The following is a 25,548-nucleotide window of genomic DNA, read 5'->3' on the forward strand; positions in this document are numbered from 1 at the left end:
CGCCGCCCCACCGCCCGAGCACCTGCGGACCTGGCCCGGACCCGAGGCGATGCGCGCCGACCGGGCGCGGGCCATGGACGAGCTGACCGCACGCGGTCTCGGCCCCGGGCGGCTGGTGCGGTTCTGGCTGCTGGTGGGCGGCGCCGCGCTCGGGTGGGGGATGGCCGGGACGGCCCTCGACGCGTTCGAGGGGCCGGGCGATCCGCTGACCGCCCTCCTCGCCGCGGTCTTCGGCGCGGTCGGGCTCGGGGGCGTCGTGACCTGCTGGACCTTCCTCGGGGCGGGCGCGCGCCGCGACCGGACGACCCGTCAGCTGCTGGCGGACTGGGCCGCGGTGGGGCGCGCGCACGGCTTCTCGGCCGCGCGGTGGCGCGTTCCCGGGCTCAGCCTCGCGTGGCTGCTCTCGTCGCTGGTGGTGTGCGGGCTCGGCCTGTGGTCGTCGCTCGGGTTCGCGGTCACGGCGCGGCCGGGCACCGAGACGTACACGGACGCGTTCTTCTTCACCGGACTCGGGGTCGTCCTGTGGGGGGCCGGGCTGCTCGGCGCGGCGAAGGCCGTGGGGCACCACCGGTGGGCGGTGCGGGTGGGCCCGGTGGGCGAGACGGGTGGCGTGAAGGGCTGAACGGCCGCCGCGGCGCGGAGCGGCCGGGTGAGGGGCCCGGCGCCCGGCTACGGCACCGGGTGGCCGATCAGTACGGTCGGCGCGCCCGCGACGCGGGTGAGGAAGACCGTGGCGGAGTTCGGCCCCGACAGCTTCATCCTGCGGCGCAGCTCCTCCGGCTCGACCGCCGAGCCGCGCTTCTTCACGGTCAGTACGCCGACCTCCCGCTCCCGCAGCAGCGCCTTCAGCTTCTTCAGGCCGAAGGGCATCCGGTCGGTGATCTCGTAGGCGGTGGCGTACGGCGTGGGGTGGAGCCCGTCCGCAGTGATGTACGCGATGGTCTCGTCGATCAGGCGCCCGCCGACCTGCTCCGCGACCTCCGCCACCAGGTGCGAGCGGACGACGGCGCCGTCCGGCTCGTAGAGGTAGCGGCCGACCTCGCCGGGCTCCGGGTCCGGCAGCCCGGTGCCGACCAGGGTGCGCGGGCCGGGGAGCAGGGTGGCGCGGACGGCCCCGGGGCCGGTGCCGAACCAGAGCACCGCCTCCTTCACGTCGCCGCCGTCCGAGATCCACTCCGCCTCGGCGTCGTCCGGGACCGCCTCGTGCGGGACACCCGGCGCGATCTTGAGTGCGGCGTGCGCGGACGTACGGGCCGCCCCGATCGCCCAGGACAGGGGCGGCGAATACGCCTCCGGGTCGAAGACGCGGCCGCGGCCGCCGCGCCGGGCCGGGTCGACGAAGACCGCGTCGTAGGGGGACGTGTCGATGTCCGTGACGTCGGCGCAGCGGACCTCGACGAGGCCCGAGAGGCCGAGCGCGCCGGCGTTCGCGCGGGCCACCTCGGCCGTCAGCGGGTCGCGGTCGACGGCCAGGACGCGGATTCCGGCGCGGGCCAGCGCGATCGCGTCGCCGCCGATGCCGCAGCACAGGTCGGCCACGCTCCGCACGCCGAGCGCGGCGAAGCGGCCGGCGCGGTACGTCGCCACCGCCGCGCGGGTGGCCTGCTCGACGCCGTTCGGGGTGAAGAACATCCGGTACGCGTCCTCGGCGCCGAACTTCGCCACCGCCCGCTGCCGCAACCGGGCCTGCCCCAGCGCCGCCGAGACCAGCGCGGCGGGGTGGTCGCGGCGCAGCCGGGTGGCGGTGGCCAGCTCCTGGGCGGGGTCGTGGTCGCGGAGCGCGGTGAGCAGGAACTGGCCCTCGTCGGTGAGCAGGGCGGAGAAGGAGTCGGGATCCACGGACACCATTCTCCCTGTCAGTGGCGGGACGTACTGTCGAGGTGTCGTGGGGCAGGCGGAGATCGGGGGATCCGTGGACGCGGTACTCAGCTCGGGGTGGGACAGCGTGCGCCAGCGCGCGCTGCTCGGTGCGTACGGTACGGACGGGGTGCCGCAGGAGCGGGCCACGGCGGAGAGCCGGGTGGAGCTGCTGGGGCGGCTGCGCTGGGAGGTGATCCAGGGCGGCGTGGTCTTCCTGACGTACACCCAGCTGCTGGACGGCGCCGCGTTCGCCGTGCTGCGCCCGGCCGAGCTGCTGGACGAACTGGCGATACGGGCGGTCGGCGGCGGCGCGATGCTCCCGGTGCGGGTGAACGCGCGCGACGCGGACCTGGGGGCGCAGCTGCTGGCGATGCTCTCGCGCGGCTTCCTGCTCTCCTCGCTGCCGCTGAGCGGCGAGCGGTGCCACCGGCTCCAGCACCGGCTGGCGGAGGCGGGCGGCGGCGTCGCGGCTTCTGGCGCCGACGGGCCGGTGGATGCCGTGGACCGGCTGCTGCGCGCGTCCGGCGAGCTGGACCCCGCGCTGCGGCTGCGCCTCGTCGCCCGCTGGCGCGACTGGCTGGAAGCCGCCGGGCGCGGGCTGCTGGAGGTGCGTGACCTGGCCCCGGCGGACTACCCCACCGCGTACGCCGTGCAGCCGCCGCCCGCGCCCGGGGAACTGCGCAGCGACGCGGGCCGGGGGGTGCTGGAGGCGTGGACCGGCAGGGCGCTCGACGTGGGCGGGATGCCCAACCGCAGCCTGCTGTACGACCGGCTCGAACCGCTGACCAGGGCCGCGGGCCGGGCCGAACGCGACGACGCCGAGCTGCTGCGGGAGTCCTTCGACGAGACCTACTACCGGGCCATCGCGGCGGGCGAGCGCTGCATGCTGGCGCTGGCCGCGCCCCGGCGCGGGGTGCGCAGGCGGGAGGCGGAGGCGCTCACCGGGGAGGCGCCGCTGGTGACGTTCCCGACGGGCTTCGAGCGGCGGCTGGGCCTGATGCCCGGGGAGGACTGGCAGCGGTTCGCCGACGACGCGGCCGACGCGCTCGGCCGCTGGTGGGAGGCGCGTGATCCGGCCGCGTTGCAGGAGATAGGGGAGCTGCTCGGCGGCCGTACGAAAGACCCGGGAAGCGGTGGCCCGGCCGCGGGCGGTGCCCCGATGACGCGCATCCAGCGGGCCGTACGGACCGTGGGCGGCCGGACCGGGGAGCTGACCGCGGCGGGCGGCCTGGGCGCGGCGGCGAACCTGGTGGCGGGCGAGGGGCTGCTGGGCGACGCCGTGTCGGGCATGGCGGGGACCATGGTCCCCGTGGTGGTGGCGGTGGTGCTGGCCGGGGGAAGAGCGGTGGGGAGGCGCTCGCTCGACGCGTACCGGGGGCGGTGCGATGTGGTGGAGTTGCCGACGGCGGTGCCGACGGTGCAGTCGGACCCGGACGGACAGTGAGAGCGGCCATGGACGGTGACGGTGGACAGTGAGCTGGAGCGCGCCGGCTCGCGCAGGGTGTACGGCGACCCGGACGGCAGGTGGTGCGAGGTCTTCCTCGACACGTACCGGCTGCCCGCCGGACGGACGCTGGAGCTGCACCGGGTACGGGTCGGCGCGGGCCGTACCGGGGTGGTGGTGCTGGCCCGGCGCGACGGCTTGACGCTGATGGTCCGCCAGTGGCGGCCCGCTGTCGGACGGTGGATGTGGGAGCTGCCCCGGGGCTTCGGGGAGAGCGGGCCGGCCGCCGACGCGCTGCGCGAACTCGCCGAGGAGACCGGTCTGCGGGGCGGCGCGGCCGAGGTGCTGGCCCTGGTGGACGTCGACTCCGGTCTGCTCGAGAGCGAAGTGGCGGTGGTGGAGGTGACCGTCCCCGCCGATGCCGTACTGGGCGGCGGTGGCAGTGGTGACGGCGAGGTCGCGTCCGCCCGCTGGTGGTCACGGGAGGAGCTGGCCGACGGGATCCGGCGCGGGGAGGTGCGCGACGGGTTCACGCTCGCCGCGCTGGGGGTGGCCGCGGCGTACGGCTGAGCGCCCCGGTGCGCGGGGCGTCGGCCGCCCGGGGGACGGCGGGCTCTTCGCGCGGGTGTCGGCCGGGAACGGGGGGCGCGCGCTGGCAGTATGCGGCGCCATGCGACTAGTACGACAAAAGGCAAAAAGGGCTGGAAGGGGGTACGCGGCGGGGCTCGGTGTACTGCTGGCCGCCTCCCTCGTCGCCGCCGGCTGCGCCACGCCCTCCGCCGGGCCCCCCGAGCCCGCCGCGCCGGCCCCCGGCCAGCAGCAGGCGCACCGCGCGGGCCCCGCCGGCTCCCTCGCCGGGTACGCCGAGCGGCTGCGGCGTGCCCAGATCGCGCGTGTCGCCGCCGCCAGGAAGTGGGGGCTCGCGCAGACGCCGCTCCTCGCGCCCCCACCGCCCGCCGTGAAGCCGAGGATCACCACGCGCAAGGGGTTCGAGGCCGGGCGCGGGCTGCCGCCCGTGTTCACCACCGTCCCGGTCGACGAGCGGGTCGTCTTCCTGACGATGGACGACGGCGCGGAGAAGGACCCGAAACTGCTGCGGATGATGACCGAGCTGGGCATCCCCTACAGCGCTTTTCTCAGCGACTACCTGGTGCGCGAGAACTACGGCTACTTCGAGCGCATGCAGGCGCGCGGCGTCGCCCTGCACAACCACACCCTCAACCACCGCTACATGCCCGGCCTCACCTACGCCCAGCAGAAACGCGAGATCTGCGGCATGCAGGCCGTCATCGAGAAGCGGTTCGGCAAGCGGCCCCGGCTCTTCAGGCCGCCGTACGGCAACTACAACGCCGACACCCTGCGCGCCGCCCGCGCCTGCGGCGTGAAGGCCGTGCCGCTGTGGGCCGCCGAGGCGTTCCCCGACCGGATGGAGTGGCGGGAGTGGGACCGGGACCTGCATCCCGGCGACATCATCCTCACGCACTTCCGCGGCAGGGAGCAGTGGAAGGGAACCATGCCGGACATGATCCGGCGGGTCATGAAGACGGTCACCGCCAAGGGGTACGCCGTGGCCAGGCTGGAGGACTACCTGTGAGGCGTGCGCACCGGCCGCTGACCGGCCTGCTGGCGGCCGGTGCGCTCGCGCTCACCGGATGCGCGCAGTCCGTGGAACCGGCCGAGCGGCTCGGCGGGAAGGCGGTGCGCGGCGCCGCGCCGGAGGGCCGGGAGGCGGGGGCCGCGGGGTCCGAGGCGCTCCGGGCGCACGGCGGGCAGCCGCACGGCGGCCCGGAGCACGGCGGTCCGGCGCCGCGGTCCGGGGCGCCGTACGCGCGGTGGGGGCTGCGGGAGCCGCTCCGTCCGGCGCCGGCGCCCCCGGTCCGCAAACCGGACCGGCCCTTCGTCGTGGACCGCGTACCGACCCGCGACAAGGTCGTCTTCCTCACCTTCGGCGACGGCGCCGCACAGGACTCCGCGTTCGTGCGGCTGGTCGACGAACTGGACCTGCCGGTCAGCGTGTTCCTGACGGACGGCACGGCCGCGCCCGGGCACCGCCGCTTCGTCCGGCCGGGACGGGCGGGCGGCGGCTCCACCACGGTGCAGAACCACGGGGTCGGTCACGTCTACCTGCCCGGTCTGCCGTACGCCGGACAGCGCGCCCAGATCTGCGGTCAGCGGGACCGCCTGGAGGCCCGCTTCGGCACCAGGCCGCGGCTCTTCAGGCCGCCGTACGGGGCGTACGACAACCAGACGCTGCGGGCGGCGGGCGACTGCGGGGCCGACGCGGTGGTGCTGTGGTGGGCTTCGGCGCAAGGCGGCGCCCTGCGGTACGCGCGGGGCGACCGGCTGCGGCCGGGCGACATCGTGTTCGCGCACTCCCGCAGGCCCGGGGAGCTGGCGGAGGCGACGGTGCGGGTGCTGCGCCGCGTCCAGGAGCAGGGGTTCGCGGTGGCGCGTCTGGAGGAGTACCTCTGAGAACCGCCTCCGACGCGGCCGGAGGCCGGGGCCGGACATCGCCTCCGGGACGCGCGCGGCGGCGCTGAATTGGCACTCCGCTTGACCGAGTGCTAACCGCGTCATAGTCTCGGCGTTGGCACTCTCCACCGGCGAGTGCCAATAGTAGCGACGGGCAGGTCCGGCACCCGCGACGACGGATCCACCTGGTCGCCACCCCACATCAGTTAACCCCGTGAGATCTCCGAAGGGGGAGACCGGACCGTGACGACCACCAGCTCCAAGGTTGCCATCAAGCCGCTCGAGGACCGCATTGTGGTCCAGCCGCTCGACGCCGAGCAGACCACCGCCTCTGGCCTGGTCATTCCGGACACCGCCAAGGAGAAGCCCCAGGAGGGCGTCGTCCTGGCCGTGGGCCCGGGCCGCTTCGAGAACGGCGAGCGCCTGCCGCTCGACGTATCCGTCGGCGATGTCGTGCTGTACAGCAAGTACGGCGGCACCGAGGTGAAGTACAGCGGCGAGGAGTACCTCGTCCTCTCGGCTCGCGACGTGCTCGCGATCATCGAGAAGTAACTCGCCCCAAGATTGCTTTTGATCTGCGCCCCTGGCCCCCTGCGATTGCCGGGCGGCCCGGGGCGCATTTCGTTTGAGAGGACAGAGAAGCTCCATGGCGAAGATTCTGAAGTTCGACGAGGACGCCCGTCGCGCCCTCGAGCGCGGCGTCAACAAGCTTGCCGACACGGTCAAGGTGACGATCGGCCCCAAGGGCCGCAACGTCGTCATCGACAAGAAGTTCGGCGCCCCCACCATCACCAACGACGGTGTCACGATCGCGCGCGAGGTCGAGCTCGACGACCCGTACGAGAACCTGGGCGCCCAGCTCGTGAAGGAGGTGGCGACCAAGACCAACGACATCGCGGGTGACGGCACCACCACCGCCACCGTGCTGGCCCAGGCGCTGGTCCGCGAGGGCCTGCGCAACGTCGCCGCCGGTGCTTCCCCGGCCGCCCTGAAGAAGGGCATCGACGCCGCGGTCAAGGCGATCTCCGAGGACCTCCTCGCGAACGCCCGTCCGATCGACGACAAGTCCGACATCGCCGCCGTGGCCGGGCTCTCCGCCCAGGACTCGCAGGTCGGCGAGCTCATCGCCGAGGCGATGGACAAGGTCGGCAAGGACGGTGTCATCACCGTCGAGGAGTCCAACACCTTCGGCCTGGAGCTCGACTTCACCGAGGGCATGGCCTTCGACAAGGGCTACCTCTCGCCGTACATGGTGACCGACCAGGAGCGTATGGAGGCCGTCCTCGACGACCCGTACATCCTGATCCACCAGGGCAAGATCGGCTCGATCCAGGACCTGCTGCCGCTGCTGGAGAAGGTCATCCAGGCCGGCGCCTCCAAGCCGCTGCTGATCATCGCCGAGGACGTCGAGGGCGAGGCCCTGTCGACCCTGGTGGTCAACAAGATCCGTGGCACTTTCAACGCCGTCGCGGTGAAGGCCCCCGGCTTCGGTGACCGCCGCAAGGCCATGCTCGGCGACATCGCCACCCTCACCGGTGCGACCGTCATCGCCGAAGAGGTCGGCCTCAAGCTCGACCAGGCCGGTCTCGACGTGCTGGGCTCCGCCCGCCGCGTGACCGTCACCAAGGACGACACGACGATCGTCGACGGCGGCGGCAACGCCGACGAGGTGACCGGCCGCGTCAACCAGATCAAGGCCGAGATCGAGTCCACGGACTCCGACTGGGACCGCGAGAAGCTCCAGGAGCGCCTCGCGAAGCTGGCCGGCGGCGTGTGCGTGATCAAGGTCGGCGCCGCCACCGAGGTGGAGCTGAAGGAGAAGAAGCACCGTCTGGAGGACGCCATCTCCGCGACCCGCGCCGCGGTCGAGGAGGGCATCGTCTCCGGTGGTGGCTCCGCTCTGGTCCACGCCGCCAAGGTGCTCGAGGGCGGCCTGGGCAAGACCGGCGACGAGGCCACCGGTGTCGCGGTCGTCCGCCGCGCCGTCGTCGAGCCGCTGCGCTGGATCGCCGAGAACGCCGGCCTCGAGGGCTACGTCATCACCGCCAAGGTGAGCGAGCTCGACAAGGGCCACGGCTTCAACGCCGCGACCGGCGAGTACGGCGACCTGGTCAAGGCCGGCGTCATCGACCCGGTCAAGGTCACCCGCTCCGCGCTGGAGAACGCCGCGTCCATCGCGTCGCTGCTGCTCACGACCGAGACCCTGGTCGTCGAGAAGCCGGCCGAGGAAGAGGCGGACGCCGGCCACGGCGGCCACGGCCACAGCCACTGACGTCGTACGACGTGTGAAGGCCCCCGTTCCCACCGCTCGGCCGGTGGGAACGGGGGCCTCGTCCGTCCGGTGGGTCCGTCCGGTGCGGCCGTCCCGGTTCAGCCGAGTGCGCCGAGCTGCCGCATCAGGCCCAGCGCGTCCATGTGCCACCACCCTTCCTGGATCATCCCGTCCTGGAAGCGGAAGACCGTGGTGCCGGTCATGGTGCACCGCTTGCCGGTGGGCGCGATGCCCATGAAGTCGCCCTTGTGCATGCCGGTCCACGTCCACAGCGTGACCACGTCGTCGCCCTCCGACACCTGCTTGTCGAGGTCGAAGCGGAAGTCGAAGGCGTCGCGCCAGCCGGTCACGTCACTGCGGATGACATCGGTCCCGACCGCCGTGTCCTCCTCCTTGAGGACGTCGTGGTCCCGGTAGTCGGCCGCGAACAGTTCGTCGACGATGTCCAAGTTGCCCCCGGCGGCGACCTCGTGGAAGAAACGGCCGGCGGTCGCCGCGTTCAGCTGCTCGTCACGGACGACGTCGAGGTCCGTGAACGAGGGCATCCCGTCGCAGAGCGCCACCATCTCCTGGAAGATCCGGTCGGTCTCCGGCAGGTGGGAGTTCTTCATCGCCTCTTCGTGCGACGGGAATTCGACGATCTCGACGTAGTGGTCCGCCTGCGAACGGTCCTTGCCGATGATGTTGTGCGTGGCGGTCCGCTTGCCCTTGGTCTGCTCGGCCCACCTGTCCATGAGCCGGTTCATGTCGTCGGACCGCTCGGTCTTGTAATCGATTATCTGTACGAATTTCATGGCACCTCCCGGGCTGGGACGGTATACGCCCATTCTAGTGAGATGCGCGATTTACCCGCTTTCCGCTTTCAGGCCGAGTGGTGCAGGGCCTCCGGGCGAACCGGGTCGGCGAAGGGCAGGCCCCGCGCGTAACGCTCCAGCTCGTCGAGGGACTGGTCGGCCATGCGGTGGAGTTCGCCGCCCAGCGAGCCAGCGACATGGGGGGTCAGCAGGACGTTCGGGAGGTCGTACAACGGTGAGTCCGGCGGTGGCGGTTCCGGGTCCGTCACGTCGAGTACGGCGTTCAGACGGCCGGAGACGAGCTCCGGGAGCAGCGCGCTCTCGTCGATGAGGGAGCCCCGGGCGGTGTTGATCAGGGTCGCGCCGACGGGCATCGCGGCCAGCTGGCGGGTGCCGATCATGTGGTGGGTCGCCGGAAGCTGCGGGGCGTGCACGGAGATGACGGAACTCCGTGCGCACAGGCCGTCCAGGGAGACCGGCTCGACACCGAGCGCGGCGGCTTCCCGCGGGGTGACGTACGGGTCGTACAGCAGGACGTCCAGGTCGAAGGGGCGCAGCAGTTCGATGACGCGGCGGCCGATGCGCGAGGCACCGATGACGCCCACGGTGCGGCGGTGGTTCCCGGCGCCGTGGAGCTCCGCGCCCCAGTCGTGGTCGGCGCGCAGGGCGCGGTAGCGGGCGGCGGAGCGCAGGACGCGTTTTCCGGCGAAGAGGATCGCGGCGAGCGTGTACTCGGCCACGGGCAGGGCGTTGGCCGCCGCCGCGGAGGTGACGGCGACGGAGCGGTCCCAGCAGGCCTGGGTGATGTGGTGCTTGACGGAGCCCGCCGCGTGGATGACGGCGCGCAGGTTCGGGGCGGCGTCGAGGACTTCGGCGGTGAGCGGCGTGGCGCCCCAGCAGGTGAACAGGACCTCGGCCTCGGCGAGGGCCGCCGCGACGTGCGGCGCGGGGGCGGCGAGGTCGTGCGCGACCAGGTGCGGGTCGGTGCGCGCCAGACCGGCCAGACGGATGCGGTGGCGGTCGGTGAACAGGCGTTCCGCGATGCCGGGGCCCATGGCGAGAAGCAGGGACGGCTGATTGTCAGTGGCGTGGTGCATGGTGGAACTCGGTCTCCTCTTGAGTCACTTGACGCTTCCGGCGGTGAGCCCGGCCTTCCAGTGCCGCTGAAGGGAGACGAAGGCGACGACCAGGGGGACGACGGCGAGGAGGGAGCCGGTGACGACGAGGGGGTAGAACTCCGGCTCGCCGTGGGCGTTGCTGTTCCACGCGTACAGGCCGAGGCTCAGCGGAAAGAGTTTCTGGTCCGAGAGCATCACCAGGGGGAGGAAGAAATTGTTCCAGATGGCGGTGAACTGGAAGAGGAAGACGGTCACGAAGCCCGGCATGATCATGCGCAGACCGATGGACCAGAAGGCGCGCAGCTCACCCGCTCCGTCGATACGGGCGGCTTCGAGGGCCTCGTCGGGGATGTAGCCGGCGCTGAAGACCCGGGCGAGGTAGACGCCGAAGGGGTGGACCAGTACGGGGACGAGCACGGCCCAGTAGGTGTTGACGATGCCCACCTCGCTGGCGAGCAGGTACATGGGCAGGGCGAGCGCGGTGGTCGGGACCAGTACGCCCAGCAGGACGACGCCGAACAGCTTCTCCTTGCCCCCGAACCGGTACTTGTCGAAGGCGTAGCCCGCGGCGACGCTGATCAGCGAGCTGACCACGGCGCCGCCGCCCGCGTACAACAGGCTGTTGAGGTACCAGCGGAAGTAGACGCCGTCGCCGTACGCGGCCAGGGCGGAGAGGTTCGCGCCGAGGCCGAAGTCCTCGAAGGAGAAGGCGTCTCCGGCGAGCAGGCCGCCGGTGTCCTTGGTGGCGGCGGTGACCAGCCAGGCGAGGGGGAGAAGCATGTAGACCGTGGCGAGGACGAGCGCGCCGTTGACGGCGGACTTCGACAGCCAGCGGCTGGTGGTGGTGTTCGCGGCGCTGTGCGGGGGGTTCATGCCTTCTTCCCCTTCCGGCCGGTGAAGCGGGTGACGGCGAAGGAGAGCAGCGCGGCGGTGAGCGCGAGGAGTACGGAGGCGGCGGCCGCGAGTCCGTAGTCACCCCGGTCGAAGGCCGCGGTGTACGCGTACATGTTCGGCGTCCAGGTGGAGGTGACGGATGATCCGGTGCCCTTGCTGACGATCAGCGGCTCGGTGAACAGCTGGAGCGAGCCGATGACCGTGAACAGCGCGACCATGACGACCGAGGCGCGGATCAGCGGGACCTTGATGCTGAACGCGACGCGCCAGGAGCCGGCCCCGTCCACCGTGGCCGCTTCCAGTACGGAGCGGTCGACGGCCTGGAGGGCGGCGTAGAAGATCACCATGTTGTAGCCGAGCCATTCCCACAGCGCGATGTTGATGACGGAGGGGAGGGCGCCTTCGGGTGCGAAGAAGTCGAAGCCGACGCCGCCGGCCTCCATCGCGTCGACGACCGGGCTGAGCTGGGGCGTGTAGAGGTAGACCCAGATCAGCGCGGCGATGATGCCGGGGACGGCGTGCGGCAGGAAGAGCGCGAGCTGGAAGAAGCGGCGGGCGCGGGCGAGCGTCGAGTCGAGGAGCAGGGCGAGTGCGAGGGCCCCGCCGATCATCAGCGGGATGTAGAGGACGCAGTACCCGAGGAGCACGGCGAAGCCCTCGCGGAAGGCCGGATCACCCAGCGCCGCGGTGTAGTTGCCGAGGCCGCTGAAGACGGTCTCGGTGCCGCCGAAGCCCAGTCCGGACTGCTTCTCGGTGAACAGGCTCAGCCAGACCGCGTACCCGATCGGTACCACCGTCACCAGGGTGAAGAGGACGAAGAAGGGGGTCAGCAGTACGCCGGCGGCGGCGTTGGTCCGGGTGCGGGCCTTCACGGTCGTCTCAGCCCTCCACCTTCAGGCCGCGCTTCTTCAGCTCGGAGACGGTCGCGTCGTGGCCGGCCTCGACCGCGTCGGCGATCGTCGCGCCGCCGCCGGCGACCTTGCCGAACCCGTCCTTGATGACGGTGTTGGTGGTGCCGGCGCTGGGACCCCACGCCCAGTCGGGGGTGATGGAGTCACCGGCGTCCTCGAAGACCTGGTAGATGTCCTGGCCGCCGTAGAACTTCGCGTCGAAGGCGGCCTTGGCGGCCGGGCGCAGCCCGACGGCGGCGGGGAAGGCGCTCGACGTACCGGAGGCGATCCGGGCCTCGATGCCCTCCTCGGTGGTCGTCATCCACCGCGCGAACTCGACGGCGGCCTCCGTCTTCTCGCTGTCCTTGGTCACCGCGAAGGTGGAGCCGCCCAGCATGCCGCTGGCCGGCCTGCCGTCCCAGGACGGCATCGGGGCGACGGCCCACTTGCCGCTCTGCTCGGGCAGGGTGCCCGCCAGGACGCCCGCTCCCCAGGAGGCGCCGAGGTAGCCGATGGTGGAGCCGCTCTTGAGGGAGTTGGTCCACTCCGGGCTGAAGGAGGCGTTGTTGCGGACCAGGTCGTCGTCGAGCAGTCCCTGCCAGTACGCCGAGAGCCTCTTGGTCGCGGCGTCGGTCGTGTCGACCTTCCAGGTGTCGCCCTCGGCCTTGAACCACTGGGCGCCGGCCTGCCAGGCCATCGCCTGGAAGGTGGTCGGGTCGTCGGGGAAGAAGGTGCCGATGCGCGCCTTCCGGTCGGCCTTCTTGACCTTCTCGGCGGCCTCGCGGAACTCGCCCCAGGTCTTCGGGACTTCGACGCCGTACTTCTGGAACAGGTCCTTGCGGTAGTAGAAGGCCTGCGGCGAGGCGTCGAAGGGAACGGCCCAGTTCTTGCCGCCGAGGGTGGTCAGCTCGACCGCCTGCGGCAGGAACTTCCTCTTCACATCGTCGGAGAGGTGGCCGCTGATGTCCTGGACCGAACCCTGGCTGACGAACTCCGGGAGCATCGGGTACTCGACGGAGACCAGGTCGGGGGCGTTGCCCGCCTTCACGGCGTTGGAGATCTTGGCGTAGCCGCCGGCGTTGCCGGAGGGGATCTCCTCGTACTTCACCCGGATGTTCTCGTGCGAGGCGTTGAAGGCGTCGACCACCTCCTTCGAGCCCTTCGCCCAGCCCCAGAAGGTGATCGAGACGGGCTTGCCGTCACGGCCGGGAGCGGCGGCCTTCTCGTCCTCGCCGCTGCCGCCGCAGGCCGTGAGAACGGCGAGGACGGTGGCGGCGCCGGCTATGACGCGGGACGTTCTGTTCCAACTGCGGCTCACGGCAGGGCTCCTGAACAGGCGGCGGGATGGGCGTTGGCCGTGATCCTTGGACCAGCGCTGACCGAAGTCAAGAGCGAAAGATTGATTGATCGAAAAAAGATCAGATCGATGAGGCTCCGCAGGACGCCCGTACGCGCAGCTGCGGAAGCAGCGCCAGATGCCGCCGCGGCTCCTCCCCGTCCGCGCCCCGCCCCCGCCCCGGCCGCCCCTGTCCCAGCCGCTCCACCAGCAGCCCGGCCGCCTGCCGCCCCACCTCGCGCTTGGGCGGCGCCACCGCCGTCAGCGGGGTGTCCGCCAGCGCCGCCACCTCGTCGTCGTACGCGATCAGCGCCAGGTCCTGCGGCACCCGCACGCTCAGCTCGGCCAGCCGCTGCACCACCTGGATCGCGTCCACGTCGTTGTGGATCAGCGCGGCCGTCGCCGCCCCCGAGGCCACCGCCTCCCGCAGGGCCCGTACCGCCGCCTCGAACCGGTCCGGATGCACCTCCGCCGGTACGGAATCGATCACGTCCCGCGGCGGGCGCAGCCCCAGCACCCCCAGCGCCTCGGCATACCCCGCACGCACCGCGAGAGCCGTCGGCGAGTCGTCGCGGGCCATCAGCAGCGGCGCCCTGTGCCCCAGCTCCCGCAGGTGGCGCAGCGCCAGCAGCACCCCGTGCCGGTGGTCCGAGCAGACCCGGTCGGTCCCGTCCAGCGGCGACCCCGCCGCCGGCTGCCGCTCCAGCAGCACGGCGGGCACGGGCAGCGAGGCGATCCAGTCGCCGTACGCCGCCGGGTCGCCCGGCCGCCGCCACCCCGGCGCGACCAGCAGGCCCTCGGCGCCCGCCGCCAGCAGGCCGTCGGTGCGCGCGCGGTCCTCCTCCGGGCGGTAGTCGGAGATCCGCAGGATCAGCCGGGCACCGGCCCGAGCCGCGGCCTCGTGCGCGCCCCGGATGACCTCGGCGAAGTAGTACGTCGCCGAGGGGGCCAGCATGCCGAGCACCAGTCCGCTGCCGCCGGTCCCGCCGCCGCCCCGCTCCTGCGGCCACGACACCGACCCGTGCACCCGGTCGAGCAGGCCGCGCCCGGCCAGCTCCTCCACGTCCCGGCGCACGGTGACGGGGGAGACCCCCAGCCGGTCCGCGAGATCCGACACGCGGGCCGAGCCCCGTTCCCGCACCAGGCCCAGCAGTCGGTCGTGACGTTCAGCAGCACTCTCGCGCACGGCGGCAGCCCCCTCGCAGTTGTGGCACAGACCAGAATGATCGAACGATAAGAGTTTCGATCATTCCACCGCAATCCATTGACGTTCGATCACTCAGGGTTCGGGATTCCGGCCACGCCGCAGCCCACCCGCCCACCCGGCCGCTCGTCCGCCCACCGGAGCCGTGCCGACCGGGAAGCGACGGCGGTCCGGCTCCTGCCGGCCGTACGTTCCTGCCCGCCGCCTTCCGGATCGCGGGCGGCCGCGACCCGGACGGACACCCCGCCCGCTGCACCGAAGGTCTCACCGCGGGCGCCGGACACCCTCTCGCGATGGGAAGTTGACCGCCGAATCCCCGGGCCCCGGCCGCTGCCGGCCGCCGCGCGCCAGGCCGTCGTCGGGCCCGCCACCGGGACGCCCGCGTGTGCGCCCGGCTCCGCCCGGTCCACGACCGCGCCGCCGAACCGGACCCGGCGCCCGTCGTCGCCCTCGCCGACGTCCGGGTCACCGGCCGCGCCATCCGGGTGACCCGGGAGGACGGATCACCTCTCCGGCCCTCCCCGCGCTACTGCGACCCGTAATACCGGGACCCGCAACACCGGGGCCCGTAAAACTGAGGCCCGTGAAGCCGGTGCCCGTACCGGCCGAGGCCCGTACTACCGAGGCCCGTACTTCCGGCCCGTCTTGGAGGAGACCCCTCCGAGCAGCCCGCGCGGCGCCAGCTTCACCGCGCCCATCAGCGCCTTGTACCGGGGATCCGGCACCGACACCGTCTTCCCGCGCGCCAGGTCCCCCATCGCCGCCGCCACCAGCTTGTCCGCGTCGAGCCACATCCAGCCCGGGATGTTGTCCGTCCCCATCCCGGCCCGCTCGTGGAACTCCGTACGCACGAACCCCGGGCACAGCGCCATCAGCCGCACCCCGCTGCCCGCCAGGTCCCGCGCCACGCCCTGCGTGAACTGCACGACCCACGCCTTGGAGGCGCCGTACGTCCCGCGCGGCACGAAGGCCGCGACCGACGCGACGTTGACGACACCGCCGCGCCCCCGCTCCCTCATCCCCGCCGTGGCCGCCGCCGTCAGCCGCAGAACCGCCTCGCAGTGCACCTTCAGCATGGTCAGCTCATCGGCCATGGACACCTCGAGGAAGCGCCCCTTGTTGCCGAACCCGGCGTTGTTGACCAGCAGGTCGACCACCTGTCTGCGGTCCGCCAGCCGCGCCTCGACCGACGCGATCCCGGCCTCCGTCGACAGGTCGGCGGTCAGCACCTCCGCCTCGATGCCGTGCAGGTCGTGCAGCTCTGTCGCCTGCTCCTGGAGCCGCTCGGTGTCGCGGGCCACCAGCACCAGGTTGTGCCCGTCCGTGGCGAGGCGCCGTGCGAAGGCGGCGCCGATGCCTGCTGTGGCCCCTGTAATCAGTGCAGTCGTCATACGCGGCACGTTAGTGCCCCGCGTGTACCGCCCGCCCGGCAGGCTTCCCACCGCGGAAACCCGACCGGCCCCAAAGTCACCTGTCGTTATTCCGTGACCACTCCAAGAGGCGCTTATGCTTCAAGGGTGATCGAAGCCCGTCATCTCCGTGTCCTGCGTGCCGTCGCCGCCACCGGCTCGTTCTCCGCCGCCGCGCGCGAACTCGGCTGCACACAGCCTGCCGTGAGCCAGCAGATGAAGGCCCTCGAACAGTCCGCGGGCACCCCGCTCCTCATCCGTACCGGCCGCGAGATGCGACTCACCCAGGCGGGTGAAGCCCTGGTCCGGCACGCCGCCGGCATCCTCGCCGGACTGACCGCCGCCGAGGAGGAGGTCGCCGCCATCGCGGGCCTGCGCGCCGGACGCGTACGCCTGGTGTCGTTCCCCAGCGGCAGCTCCACCCTGGTGCCCACCGCGCTGGCCGCCCTGCGCGCCGCCCACCCCGGCACCCGCGTCTCCCTGGTCGACGCGGAGCCCCCGCGCTCGGTCGAGATGCTGCGGGAGGGCGACTGCGACGTGGCGCTGGCGTTCCGTTACGGGCCCGGCGGCGCCACCGAGGACTGGAACGACCTGGTGGTACGCCCGCTGCTCACCGACCGGCTCGTCGGTCTGGTCCCCGAGGGGCACCGGCTCGCGGAGGCCGGCCGGGTCGGCATCGGCGAGCTGGCCGACGAACCCTGGATCGCGGGCTGTCCGCGCTGCCGCAGGCAGCTGGTCGAAGTGTGCGAGAGCGCGGGCTTCGCCCCCCGGATCGATTTCGCGACCGACGACTACCCGGCCGTGATCGGCCTCGTGGGGGCCGGCCTGGGGGTCGCCGTCCTGCCCGAGCTGGCGATGGAGTCGGTACGTCCGAAGGGCGCGCGCACCGTGGCGGTGGAGCCCCCGGTGCGGCGCGAGATCGTGGCACTCACGCTCCCGGACCTGGCCCAGGTGCCGGCGGTGGCGGCCACGCTCGACCAGCTGGCACTGGCTGCGGCCCGCTGAGCGGGGACGGCGCGGGACGGGAGCGAGAGCGGCGCAGGAGCGGCGTGGGGGCGTGTGGGGGCGAGAGCGGGGAGGGATGAGAGCAGGGGGAGAGGGCCGAGCAGAAACGTTTCCTCACGGGGTCGGCGTGGCCGTGGGCCCCGCCGAAGCCGAGATGAGACGGTTGCGCGCGCGGCCCATCAGCTCTTCGCGCTCGTCCTCGGTGAGCCCGCCCCACACGCCGTAGGGTTCGCGCACCGCAAGGGCGTGCGCCGCGCACTCCGCGCGCACCGGGCACCTCATGCAGACCTCCTTGGCCGAGTTCTCACGCGCACTCCGTGCGGCTCCCCGCTCCCCCTCCGGGTGGAAGAAGAGCGAGCTGTCCACCCCACGGCACGCTGCGAGCAGCTGCCAGTCCCACAGATCGGCGTTGGGTCCGGGAAGGCGGGAGAAATCTGCCATTGCTTGTCCCCTTGCATCGATGCATCGAGAGTGCTCTGGGCTTGAGGCGGCATCCACTGGTGTAAGCAGATGTAAATATGACTCATTGCGAATCTAGCCACAGACACCAGCAAAACGGAAGAAAAGCCGCTAAATGGGGCATAGCTTTACCTAGAAGTCATGGCAACCCCTGTCGCGCCCCTGCGCAACCGCACACTTACGTAGAGTGCCGATGGCACCCGCCCAACCCGTAACTCTTTCGAGTGACCGTCGTTGTGAGTGTGAAGCGGTTGAAGGAACAAGCGATCGGGCAACTGTCCGGGAGCGTCAATCGCACAGGTGACGAAATATGTACCAGCCTGGAGGCTCAAGGTGACGCGCAGCAGCTGTGAGAGCCGCGGAGGACAGTCATGACATCCGTCCTCGTCTGCGACGACTCCCCGCTTGCCCGAGAGGCGCTCCGCCGCGCGGTCGCGACCGTGCCCGGCGTCGAGCGCGTGACGACAGCGGCCAACGGCGAGGAAGTCCTCCGCCGCTGGGGCGCCGACCGCTCGGACCTGATTCTGATGGACGTGCGCATGCCCGGTCTGGGCGGCGTCGAGACCGTGCGCCGGCTGCTCTCCGCGGACCCGGGCGCCCGGATCATCATGCTCACGGTCGCCGAGGACCTCGACGGGGTCGCGCTCGCGGTCGCCGCCGGCGCCCGCGGCTACCTGCACAAGGACGCCTCGCGCGCCGAACTGCGGGCGACCGTGACCCAGGCCCTCGCCGACCCGACCTGGCGGCTCGCCCCGCGCCGGCTCAGGTCGGCCGAGATGGGCGCGGCCCCGACGCTCACGGCACGTGAGATCCAGGTGCTCGAAGGCATGAGCCACGGACGCTCCAACGCCGAGATCGGCCGTGAACTCTTCCTCTCGGAGGACACGGTCAAGACGCACGCCCGGCGGCTCTTCAAGAAACTCGGCGCCTCGGACCGGGCGCACGCGGTCGCGCTCGGATTCCGCTGGGGCCTGGTCCGATAGGACCCGGCCGGTGCGCTCCCGCGCGGCTGCCGCGTTCCCCGTCCGCCCCCCGGCGGACGGGGAGACGGACGCCCGTGCCCCTTTCCGCCGCCGATGCCGCATCCTTGGGGAGTGGAAGAGTTCCTCAGGGACGATTCGGTCGAGCGGGAGGGGAGGGGCAGGACATGAGTTCCGGCGTACCCGCTCATAACGCTTCAGTGCACAACTACGGACGTGGTGCCGCGAACGACCCGGCGCCAAGGCACCATGGACCGATGCGCGACGACGAGACGACGGTGATCGGTGCCCTCGTCCGGCGTGCGGTCGAGGGCGACGAGCAGGCCACGCACGACCTTCTGGCCCGGGTCCACCCGCTGGCCCTGCGGTACTGCCGCACCCGGCTGAGCCGGCTGCCCGGTGACGCCCGTCACTTCGTGGAGGACCTGGCGCAGGAGGTGTGCGTCGCCGTCCTGATGGCGCTGCCGCGCTACAAGGACACCGGCAGGCCCTTCGAGGCGTTCGTCTTCGCCATCGCCGCCCACAAGGTCGCCGACCTCCAGCGGGCCGCCATGCGCCACCCCGGGTCGACCGCCGTGCCCTCCGACGAGATGCCGGAACGGCCCGACGACTCCCTCGGCCCCGAGGAGCGCGCGCTGCTCAGCAGCGACGCCGAGTGGGCCAAGAAACTCCTGGCGAACCTTCCGCAGGCGCAGCGCGAACTGCTGGTCCTGCGGGTCGCGGTGGGTCTGACCGCCGAGGAGACCGGGCAGATGCTGGGGATGTCGCCCGGCGCCGTCCGGGTCGCGCAGCACCGGGCGCTCAGCCGGCTGCGGGCCCTCGCCGGGCAGTAGTCCGGACGGCTCTTCGCGCCCGCCTGCCGTGTGAATGTACGAATTCCGTGGGTGATCTTGCTCGTGGAATGAGACACCCCACGATCCCGTTAGCATGGACATCCGCGCCGAGCAAGACCATTTGGGAAGGTGTCAGGCATGACTGCCAACGTCGATGGAGTGCCCGAGAAGTTCGCGATGCTCGGGCTGACCTACGACGACGTGCTGCTGCTGCCCGGCGCGTCGGACATGGCCCCCGACCAGATCGACACCTCCTCGTACATCTCGAAGAACGTGCGGGTGAACGTCCCGCTGCTGTCCGCCGCCATGGACAAGGTCACCGAGTCGCGCATGGCCATCGCCATGGCCCGTCAGGGCGGCGTCGGTGTCCTGCACCGCAACCTCTCGATCGCCGACCAGGCCAACCAGGTCGACCTCGTCAAGCGCTCCGAGTCCGGCATGGTGACCGATCCGATCACCGTGCGCCCGGACACCACGCTCGGCGAGGCCGACGAGCTGTGCGCCAAGTTCCGCATCAGCGGCGTGCCGGTGACCGACCAGGCGGGCAAGCTGCTCGGCATCGTCACCAACCGCGACATGGCCTTCGAGACCGACCGCGCGCGCCAGGTCCGCGAGATCATGACGCCGATGCCGCTCGTCACGGGCAAGGTCGGCATCTCCCGCCTCGACGCGGTCCAGCTGCTGCGCCGCCACAAGATCGAGAAGCTTCCGCTGGTCGACGACGCGGGCATCCTCAAGGGCCTCATCACGGTCAAGGACTTCGTCAAGGCCGAGAAGTACCCGAACGCCGCCAAGGACGCCGAGGGCCGGCTGCTCGTCGGCGCGGCCGTGGGTGTCGCCGGTGACGCGTACGAGCGCGCCCAGGCACTGATCGAGGCGGGCGTCGACTTCATCGTCGTCGACACCGCGCACGGCCACTCCCGCCTGGTCGGCGACATGGTCGCCAAGATCAAGTCGAACGCCGCGGTCGACGTCATCGGCGGCAACGTCGCCACCCGCGACGGCGCCCAGGCGCTCATCGACGCCGGCTGCGACGGCATCAAGGTCGGCGTCGGCCCCGGCTCCATCTGCACGACCCGCGTGGTCGCCGGCATCGGCGTGCCGCAGGTCACCGCGATCTACGAGGCCTCGCTCGCCGCGAAGGCGGCCGGTGTGCCGGTGATCGGCGACGGCGGCCTCCAGTACTCCGGCGACATCGCCAAGGCGATCGTCGCGGGCGCCGACACGGTGATGCTCGGCTCGCTGCTCGCGGGCTGCGAGGAGTCGCCGGGCGAGCTGATGTTCATCAACGGCAAGCAGTTCAAGTCGTACCGCGGCATGGGCTCGCTGGGTGCGATGCAGTCCCGCGGCCAGGCCAAGTCGTACTCCAAGGACCGGTACTTCCAGGAGGGCGTCGGCGCCGACGACAAGCTCGTGCCCGAGGGCATCGAGGGCCAGGTGCCCTACCGGGGCCCGCTGTCCGCCGTCGTGCACCAGCTCGCGGGCGGTCTGCGCCAGTCGATGTTCTACGTCGGCGGCCGCACGATCCCGGAGCTCCAGCAGAACGGCCGGTTCGTCCGGATCACCTCGGCGGGCCTCAAGGAGAGCCACCCGCACGACATCCAGATGACGGTCGAGGCGCCGAACTACAGCAGGAAGTAAGCTCGCACCCACACGCGAGGGGCGGCCCCGGAGATTCCCGGGGCCGCCCCTCGCGTGTGTGTCGGGGATACTGGAACGGCATACCGAGAGGGAAAGGCCACACACGTGACTGAGATCGAGATCGGGCGCGGCAAGCGCGGCCGCAGGGCGTACGCGTTCGACGACATCGCCATCGTGCCGAGCCGGCGCACCCGGGACCCGAAGGAGGTCTCGATCGCCTGGCAGATCGACGCCTACCGCTTCGAGCTGCCCTTCCTGGCCGCTCCGATGGACTCGGTCGTCTCGCCCAAGACCGCCATCCGCATCGGTGAGCTGGGCGGTCTGGGCGTACTGAACCTCGAAGGTCTGTGGACGCGGTACGAGGATCCGGAGCCGCTCCTCCAGGAGATCGCGGAGCTCGACGGCGAGACCGCGACCCGTCGCCTCCAGGAGATCTACGCCGCTCCCATCCAGGCGGACCTGATCGGGCAGCGCATCAAGGAGGTGCGCGACTCGGGTGTGGTCACCGCCGCCGCGCTGTCTCCGCAGCGTACGGCCGAGTTCTCCAAGGCCGTCGTGGACGCCGGTGTCGACATCTTCGTGATCCGCGGGACCACGGTCTCCGCCGAGCACGTGTCGGGCGCCGCCGAGCCGCTGAACCTCAAGCAGTTCATCTACGAGCTCGACGTCCCGGTCATCGTGGGCGGCTGCGCGACGTACACCGCCGCGCTGCACCTGATGCGTACGGGCGCGGCCGGTGTCCTCGTCGGCTTCGGCGGCGGCGCCGCGCACACCACGCGCAACGTGCTGGGCATCCAGGTCCCGATGGCCACCGCCGTCGCCGACGTGGCCGCGGCCCGCCGCGACTACATGGACGAGTCCGGCGGCCGGTACGTGCACGTCATCGCCGACGGCGGCGTGGGCTGGTCCGGCGACCTCCCGAAGGCCATCGCCTGCGGCGCGGACGCCGTGATGATGGGCTCGCCGCTGGCCCGCGCGACGGACGCGCCGGGGCGCGGCCACCACTGGGGCATGGAGGCCGTCCACGAGGACGTGCCGCGCGGAAAGCGCATGGACCTGGGCGCGGTCGGCACGACCGAGGAGATCCTCCTCGGCCCGTCGCACACCCCGGACGGCTCGATGAACCTCTTCGGCGCGCTGCGCCGCTCGATGGCGACGACGGGCTACAGCGAGCTCAAGGAGTTCCAGCGCGTCGAGGTGACGGTCTCCCCGGCCGAGCACAAGCGCTGACCCCTTCGCGTACGGATCCGACACCTCGCCCCGCCGGGCTTCCGGGCGGGGCGAAGTGCTGGGCGGCCCCCCGATCCTTCCCGCAGAGCGTGTGTTCTGGTCTTCGCGCGGCCGATCGGGCCGTTCGAAGACCGGCCTGGGCCGCGTCGGCACCGATCCGGCCGCGGTCGTACGGTCCACCGGTACCGGTACCGGTGGACCGTACGACCGCGGACTTCAACGGGGACGGCCACCCCGACCTCGCGACCAGCGCGGAATCCGCCACCGTCGCCGGTCTGAAGAAGGCCGGCGGCGTCTCCGTCGGGTGCGGGCCGGCCACCGGCCCGCAATGCGATACGTCCTGCGGCCGACCGGTCCTCCGCGGCTTTCCAGGACCGCCGTCTTCCCGGCGTCAGAGGCGGTGGCTCGCGCCCGTCGGGGTCGCGCCCCGGGTGTCGAGCAGGAGCTGGGCCTTCACCGCGAGGGCCTGGAGGTCGTACGTGCGGTGGTTCTGCAGGAGCACGGTCAGGTCGGCGTTGGCGGCGGCCTCGTAGAGGGAGTCGGCGCGGGGGACCGGGACGTCGCGGACGCGCCAGTGGGGGACGTGCGGGTCGTGGTAGCCGACCTGGGCGCCCAGGTCCATCAGGCGGGTGGCGATCTCCTGGGCCGGGGCGCCCTGCTGGTCGGCCAGGTCCGGCTTGTAGGTGACGCCGAGGAGCAGGACGCGGGCGCCGCGGGCGGACTTGCCGTGCTCGTTGAGGAGCGTGGCGCAGCGCTGGATGACGTACTGCGGCATCCGGCCGTTGATCTCCTGCGCGAGGCCGACCATGCGCAGCGGGTGGCCGGGGGTGGTGCTGCTGTGCGGGATGTAGTTCGGGTCGACGGGGACGCCGTGGCCGCCGACGCCGGGGCCCGGGCGGAACGACTGGAAGCCGAAGGGCTTGGTCTCGGCGCAGCGGATGACGTCCCAGAGGTCGACGCCGAGGTCGTGGCAGAGCACGGCCATCTCGTTGACCAGCGCGATGTTCACGTGCCGGTAGTTGGTTTCGAGTACGCCGACGGTCTCGGCCTCGCGCGGGCCCCGTGCCCGGACCACCTTGTCGGTCAGGCGCCCGTAGAAGGCGGCGGCCGATTCGGTGCAGGCGGGGGTGAGGCCGCCGATGACCTGCGGGGTGCCGGCGTAGGTGTGGAGCCGGTTGCCGGGATCCACCCGACTGGGGGAGTACGCGAGGTGGAAGTCGCGGCCCGCCCGCAGCCCGGAGCCCTCTTCCAGGATGGGACGGAGGAATTCTTCCGTGGTACCGGGGTAGGCGGCGGATTCGAGCAGCACGGTGGTGTGCGGGCGCAGCTGTGCCGCCAGGACCCTGGCGGCTTCGCCGACGGCGCTGAGGTCGAGCGTACGGTCGGCGCCGAGCGGGGTGGGGGCGCAGATGACCGCGGTACGGACCCGGCCGAGCTCGGCCGGCGCCCTGACGGTACGGAAGCCCCCGGCCAGCATGCGGCGCAGGTCGGCGGCGGTGAGGGAGCCGTCGCCCGGGGTGCGTCCCGCGGCGAGGTCCGCGAGGAGGTGCGGGTCGGTGTCGTAGCCGAGGGTGTCGATGCCGGAGGCGACCGCGGCCTGGGCCAGGGGCAGGCCGAGGTGGCCGAGTCCGATGACGGCGAGATCTGCGGGCATGGCGGTGGGCCGTCCTTCCCAATAGCCGGAGGGGAGGCAACGCGCAAACCCTGTGGACAGTTCGGGCGAGCGCAATGTCAGACTAAGCGTAAATATGACCGTTATGCGGCATTGTGTGCGGCCGGGGCGCGGGAGTGTTGTCCACAGGCGGTGGCTGAATGCGGGCCCTGCGGACAGAATCGAAAGGGCGGGGATGTGTTCCCGACCACCCGACGACTGCGGGAGGCAGCAGTGAGGACAGCGACACTGGGGCCCGCCGAGCGCGCCGAGGCGCTCGCGGCGATGGCCGAGCGTGAACTGGACGTGCTGGTCGTGGGCGCCGGAGTGGTCGGTGCGGGGACGGCCCTCGACGCCGTCACGCGCGGGCTGGCGACCGGCCTGGTCGAGGCGCGGGACTGGGCCTCGGGCACGTCGAGCCGGTCGAGCAAGCTGATCCACGGCGGGCTGCGCTATCTCGAGATGCTCGACTTCGCCCTCGTACGGGAGGCGCTGAAGGAGCGCGGACTGCTCCTCGGACGGCTGGCACCGCATCTGGTGAAGCCGGTGCCGTTCCTCTACCCGCTCCAGCACAAGGGGTGGGAGCGGTGGTACGCCGGATCGGGTGTGGCGCTGTACGACGCGATGTCGGTGTCGTCCGGGCACGGGCGCGGACTGCCGATGCACCGTCACCTGACCCGTAAGCGCGCGCTGCGGGTCGCTCCCGCGCTGAAGAAGGAGGCGCTGGTCGGCGCGTTGCAGTACTACGACGCCCAGATGGACGACGCGCGGTATGTGGCGACGCTGGTGCGCACGGCGTCGCAGTACGGCGCACAGGTCGCCAACCGGGCCCGGGTGACCGGCTTCCTGCGCGAGGGCGAGCGGGTCGTCGGGGCGCGGGTGCAGGATGTCGAGGGCGGCGGGGAGTACGAGGTCCGGGCCAGGCAGGTCGTCAACGCGACCGGTGTGTGGACGGACGACACCCAGGCGCTGATCGGCGAGCGCGGGCAGTTCCACGTCCGGGCGTCCAAGGGCATCCACCTGGTGGTCCCGAAGGACCGGATCCACTCGTCGACCGGACTGATCCTGCGGACCGAGAAGTCGGTGCTGTTCGTCATTCCGTGGGGACGCCACTGGATCGTGGGGACGACCGACACGGACTGGAGCCTGGACAAGGCGCATCCGGCGGCGTCCAGCGCGGACATCGACTACCTGCTGGAGCACGTGAACACGGTGCTGGCGGTGCCGCTGACCCGTGACGACGTCCAGGGCGTGTACGCCGGCCTGCGGCCACTGCTGGCCGGGGAGTCGGACGCCACCAGCAAGCTCTCGCGCGAGCACACGGTGGCGCATCCGGTGCCGGGGCTCGTCGTGGTCGCGGGCGGCAAGTACACGACGTACCGGGTGATGGCGAAGGACGCCGTGGACGAGGCGGTGCACGCCCTCGACCAGCGGGTCGCCGCGTGCGTGACGGAGGACGTGCCGCTCGTCGGGGCCGAGGGGTACCGGGCGCTGTGGAACGCGCGGGCGCGGATCGCGGCGCGCGCGGGGCTCCATGTGGTGCGCGTGGAGCACCTGTTGAACCGGTACGGCTCGCTCACCGAGGAACTGCTGGACCTGATCGCCCGCGATCCGTCGCTGGCCGAACCGCTGAGCGCGGCGGACGACTACCTGCGGGCGGAGGTGGTCTACGCCGCCTCGCACGAGGGCGCGCGCCACCTCGACGACGTACTGACCCGGCGCACGCGCATCTCCATCGAGACCTTCGACCGGGGAACGCGCAGCGCGCGCGAGTGCGCGGAGCTGATGGCGCCGGTGCTCGGGTGGGACGAGGGACAGATCGAGAAGGAGGTCGCGCACTACCAGAAGCGGGTCGAGGCGGAGCGGGAGTCGCAGCGCCAGCCGGACGACCTGACGGCGGACGCGGCGCGGCTGGGAGCGCCGGACATCGTGCCGTTGCAGTGATCCGGCCACGGGCGGGGAACCGGGTTCTGGTGCCAGGAGATTCTGTGGAGCCGCCCTGGCACTGCTGTGAACTGGAAGGGGTCCCTTTTGTCGGTGCCGTGGAAAGGAGCCG

At 71.9% G+C, this 25,548-nt stretch carries 24 protein-coding genes and 1 pseudogene; 15 read left to right on the forward strand and 10 right to left on the reverse strand.

Annotated elements, in window-relative coordinates; translation table 11 throughout:
- Positions 1–49: 49 nt before the first annotated feature.
- Positions 50–622: a hypothetical protein gene (locus tag ABD374_RS13460; RefSeq protein ID WP_344494796.1), complete on the forward strand. Its 573-nt coding sequence runs from the start codon at positions 50–52 to the stop codon at positions 620–622.
- Positions 623–669: 47 nt separating this feature from the next.
- Here ABD374_RS13460 and ABD374_RS13465 read toward each other — a convergent pair whose 3' ends face one another.
- Positions 670–1,839 (reverse strand): THUMP-like domain-containing protein, encoded by a 1,170-nt coding sequence (locus ABD374_RS13465; RefSeq protein ID WP_425577232.1) that lies wholly within the window; start codon positions 1,837–1,839, stop codon positions 670–672.
- Positions 1,840–1,912: 73 nt separating this feature from the next.
- Here ABD374_RS13465 and ABD374_RS13470 point away from each other — a divergent pair, with 73 nt between their 5' ends.
- From ABD374_RS13470 to groL, 6 genes are all read left to right on the forward strand, one after another.
- On the forward strand, positions 1,913–3,304 hold the full coding sequence (locus ABD374_RS13470; RefSeq protein ID WP_344494800.1) for a hypothetical protein: 1,392 nt from the start codon (positions 1,913–1,915) through the stop codon (positions 3,302–3,304).
- Positions 3,305–3,325: 21 nt separating this feature from the next.
- On the forward strand, positions 3,326–3,874 hold the full coding sequence (locus tag ABD374_RS13475; RefSeq protein WP_344494801.1) for an NUDIX hydrolase: 549 nt from the start codon (positions 3,326–3,328) through the stop codon (positions 3,872–3,874).
- Positions 3,875–3,974: 100 nt separating this feature from the next.
- Positions 3,975–4,898 (forward strand): polysaccharide deacetylase family protein, encoded by a 924-nt coding sequence (locus ABD374_RS13480; RefSeq protein ID WP_344494803.1) that lies wholly within the window; start codon positions 3,975–3,977, stop codon positions 4,896–4,898.
- Positions 4,895–5,776 (forward strand): polysaccharide deacetylase family protein, encoded by an 882-nt coding sequence (locus ABD374_RS13485; RefSeq protein WP_344494805.1) that lies wholly within the window; start codon positions 4,895–4,897, stop codon positions 5,774–5,776. Before ABD374_RS13480 ends, ABD374_RS13485 begins: the two co-directional genes overlap by 4 nt.
- A 243-nt stretch (positions 5,777–6,019) precedes the next feature.
- The gene (groES, locus tag ABD374_RS13490; protein WP_028812332.1) at positions 6,020–6,328 is read left to right on the forward strand and encodes a co-chaperone GroES; all 309 of its coding nucleotides are present in this window, start codon (positions 6,020–6,022) and stop codon (positions 6,326–6,328) included.
- A 94-nt stretch (positions 6,329–6,422) separates the two neighbouring features.
- Positions 6,423–8,048 (forward strand): chaperonin GroEL, encoded by a 1,626-nt coding sequence (gene groL, locus ABD374_RS13495; protein WP_344494807.1) that lies wholly within the window; start codon positions 6,423–6,425, stop codon positions 8,046–8,048.
- 98 nt (positions 8,049–8,146) lie between these two features.
- Here the strand turns inward: groL and ABD374_RS13500 are convergent, their stop codons facing one another.
- The 6 genes from ABD374_RS13500 to ABD374_RS13525 form a co-directional block, all read right to left on the reverse strand.
- Positions 8,147–8,842 (reverse strand): ester cyclase, encoded by a 696-nt coding sequence (locus ABD374_RS13500; protein ID WP_344494809.1) that lies wholly within the window; start codon positions 8,840–8,842, stop codon positions 8,147–8,149.
- Positions 8,843–8,910: 68 nt separating this feature from the next.
- Positions 8,911–9,939 (reverse strand): hydroxyacid dehydrogenase, encoded by a 1,029-nt coding sequence (locus ABD374_RS13505; protein WP_344494811.1) that lies wholly within the window; start codon positions 9,937–9,939, stop codon positions 8,911–8,913.
- 24 nt (positions 9,940–9,963) lie between these two features.
- Complete coding sequence (locus ABD374_RS13510; RefSeq protein WP_344494813.1) at positions 9,964–10,833, reverse strand: carbohydrate ABC transporter permease; 870 nt, start codon at positions 10,831–10,833, stop codon at positions 9,964–9,966.
- The gene (locus ABD374_RS13515) at positions 10,830–11,726 is read right to left on the reverse strand and encodes a carbohydrate ABC transporter permease (RefSeq protein WP_344494815.1); all 897 of its coding nucleotides are present in this window, start codon (positions 11,724–11,726) and stop codon (positions 10,830–10,832) included. The genes ABD374_RS13510 and ABD374_RS13515 overlap by 4 nt, the downstream gene beginning before the upstream one ends.
- A gap of 7 nt (positions 11,727–11,733) precedes the next feature.
- Entirely contained in the window at positions 11,734–13,062 is a 1,329-nt protein-coding gene (locus ABD374_RS13520) for an ABC transporter substrate-binding protein (protein WP_344494817.1), read from the reverse strand.
- A 100-nt stretch (positions 13,063–13,162) separates the two neighbouring features.
- Positions 13,163–14,266, reverse strand: coding sequence for a substrate-binding domain-containing protein (locus ABD374_RS13525; protein ID WP_344494819.1), 1,104 nt, complete (start codon positions 14,264–14,266; stop codon positions 13,163–13,165).
- Between the two features lie 401 nt (positions 14,267–14,667).
- Between ABD374_RS13525 and ABD374_RS13530 the strand changes: the two genes are divergently transcribed.
- A complete protein-coding gene (locus tag ABD374_RS13530) occupies positions 14,668–14,826 on the forward strand; it encodes a hypothetical protein (RefSeq protein ID WP_344494821.1) in 159 nt (52 codons plus the stop codon).
- A 75-nt stretch (positions 14,827–14,901) separates the two neighbouring features.
- Here the strand turns inward: ABD374_RS13530 and ABD374_RS13535 are convergent, their stop codons facing one another.
- Positions 14,902–15,675: an SDR family NAD(P)-dependent oxidoreductase gene (locus ABD374_RS13535; protein ID WP_344494823.1), complete on the reverse strand. Its 774-nt coding sequence runs from the start codon at positions 15,673–15,675 to the stop codon at positions 14,902–14,904.
- Positions 15,676–15,801: 126 nt separating this feature from the next.
- On the opposite strand from ABD374_RS13535, the gene ABD374_RS13540 reads away from it, so the two are divergent.
- Entirely contained in the window at positions 15,802–16,698 is an 897-nt protein-coding gene (locus tag ABD374_RS13540; RefSeq protein WP_344494825.1) for a LysR family transcriptional regulator, read from the forward strand.
- A 114-nt stretch (positions 16,699–16,812) separates the two neighbouring features.
- Here the strand turns inward: ABD374_RS13540 and ABD374_RS13545 are convergent, their stop codons facing one another.
- Complete coding sequence (locus ABD374_RS13545; RefSeq protein WP_344494827.1) at positions 16,813–17,139, reverse strand: WhiB family transcriptional regulator; 327 nt, start codon at positions 17,137–17,139, stop codon at positions 16,813–16,815.
- A 389-nt stretch (positions 17,140–17,528) separates the two neighbouring features.
- Between ABD374_RS13545 and ABD374_RS13550 the strand changes: the two genes are divergently transcribed.
- The 5 genes and pseudogenes from ABD374_RS13550 to ABD374_RS13570 form a co-directional block, all read left to right on the forward strand.
- A complete protein-coding gene (locus ABD374_RS13550; RefSeq protein WP_003948568.1) occupies positions 17,529–18,140 on the forward strand; it encodes a response regulator transcription factor in 612 nt (203 codons plus the stop codon).
- 254 nt (positions 18,141–18,394) lie between these two features.
- Positions 18,395–18,970, forward strand: coding sequence for a sigma-70 family RNA polymerase sigma factor (locus ABD374_RS13555; RefSeq protein WP_028812321.1), 576 nt, complete (start codon positions 18,395–18,397; stop codon positions 18,968–18,970).
- Positions 18,971–19,108: 138 nt separating this feature from the next.
- Positions 19,109–20,611, forward strand: coding sequence for an IMP dehydrogenase (gene guaB / locus ABD374_RS13560; RefSeq protein WP_344494829.1), 1,503 nt, complete (start codon positions 19,109–19,111; stop codon positions 20,609–20,611).
- 105 nt (positions 20,612–20,716) lie between these two features.
- Entirely contained in the window at positions 20,717–21,841 is a 1,125-nt protein-coding gene (locus tag ABD374_RS13565) for a GuaB3 family IMP dehydrogenase-related protein (protein ID WP_344494831.1), read from the forward strand.
- Positions 21,842–22,035: 194 nt separating this feature from the next.
- A pseudogene (locus ABD374_RS13570) lies at positions 22,036–22,131 on the forward strand (FG-GAP repeat protein); the annotation flags it as partial.
- A 101-nt stretch (positions 22,132–22,232) separates the two neighbouring features.
- Here ABD374_RS13570 and ABD374_RS13575 read toward each other — a convergent pair.
- On the reverse strand, positions 22,233–23,495 hold the full coding sequence (locus ABD374_RS13575) for a nucleotide sugar dehydrogenase (protein ID WP_344494833.1): 1,263 nt from the start codon (positions 23,493–23,495) through the stop codon (positions 22,233–22,235).
- Positions 23,496–23,726: 231 nt separating this feature from the next.
- Here ABD374_RS13575 and ABD374_RS13580 point away from each other — a divergent pair, with 231 nt between their 5' ends.
- A complete protein-coding gene (locus ABD374_RS13580) occupies positions 23,727–25,436 on the forward strand; it encodes a glycerol-3-phosphate dehydrogenase/oxidase (RefSeq protein ID WP_344494835.1) in 1,710 nt (569 codons plus the stop codon).
- The last annotated feature ends 112 nt before the right edge of the window (positions 25,437–25,548 follow it).

This window comes from Streptomyces enissocaesilis (genome assembly GCF_039533765.1).
Classification (GTDB): domain Bacteria; phylum Actinomycetota; class Actinomycetes; order Streptomycetales; family Streptomycetaceae; genus Streptomyces; species Streptomyces enissocaesilis.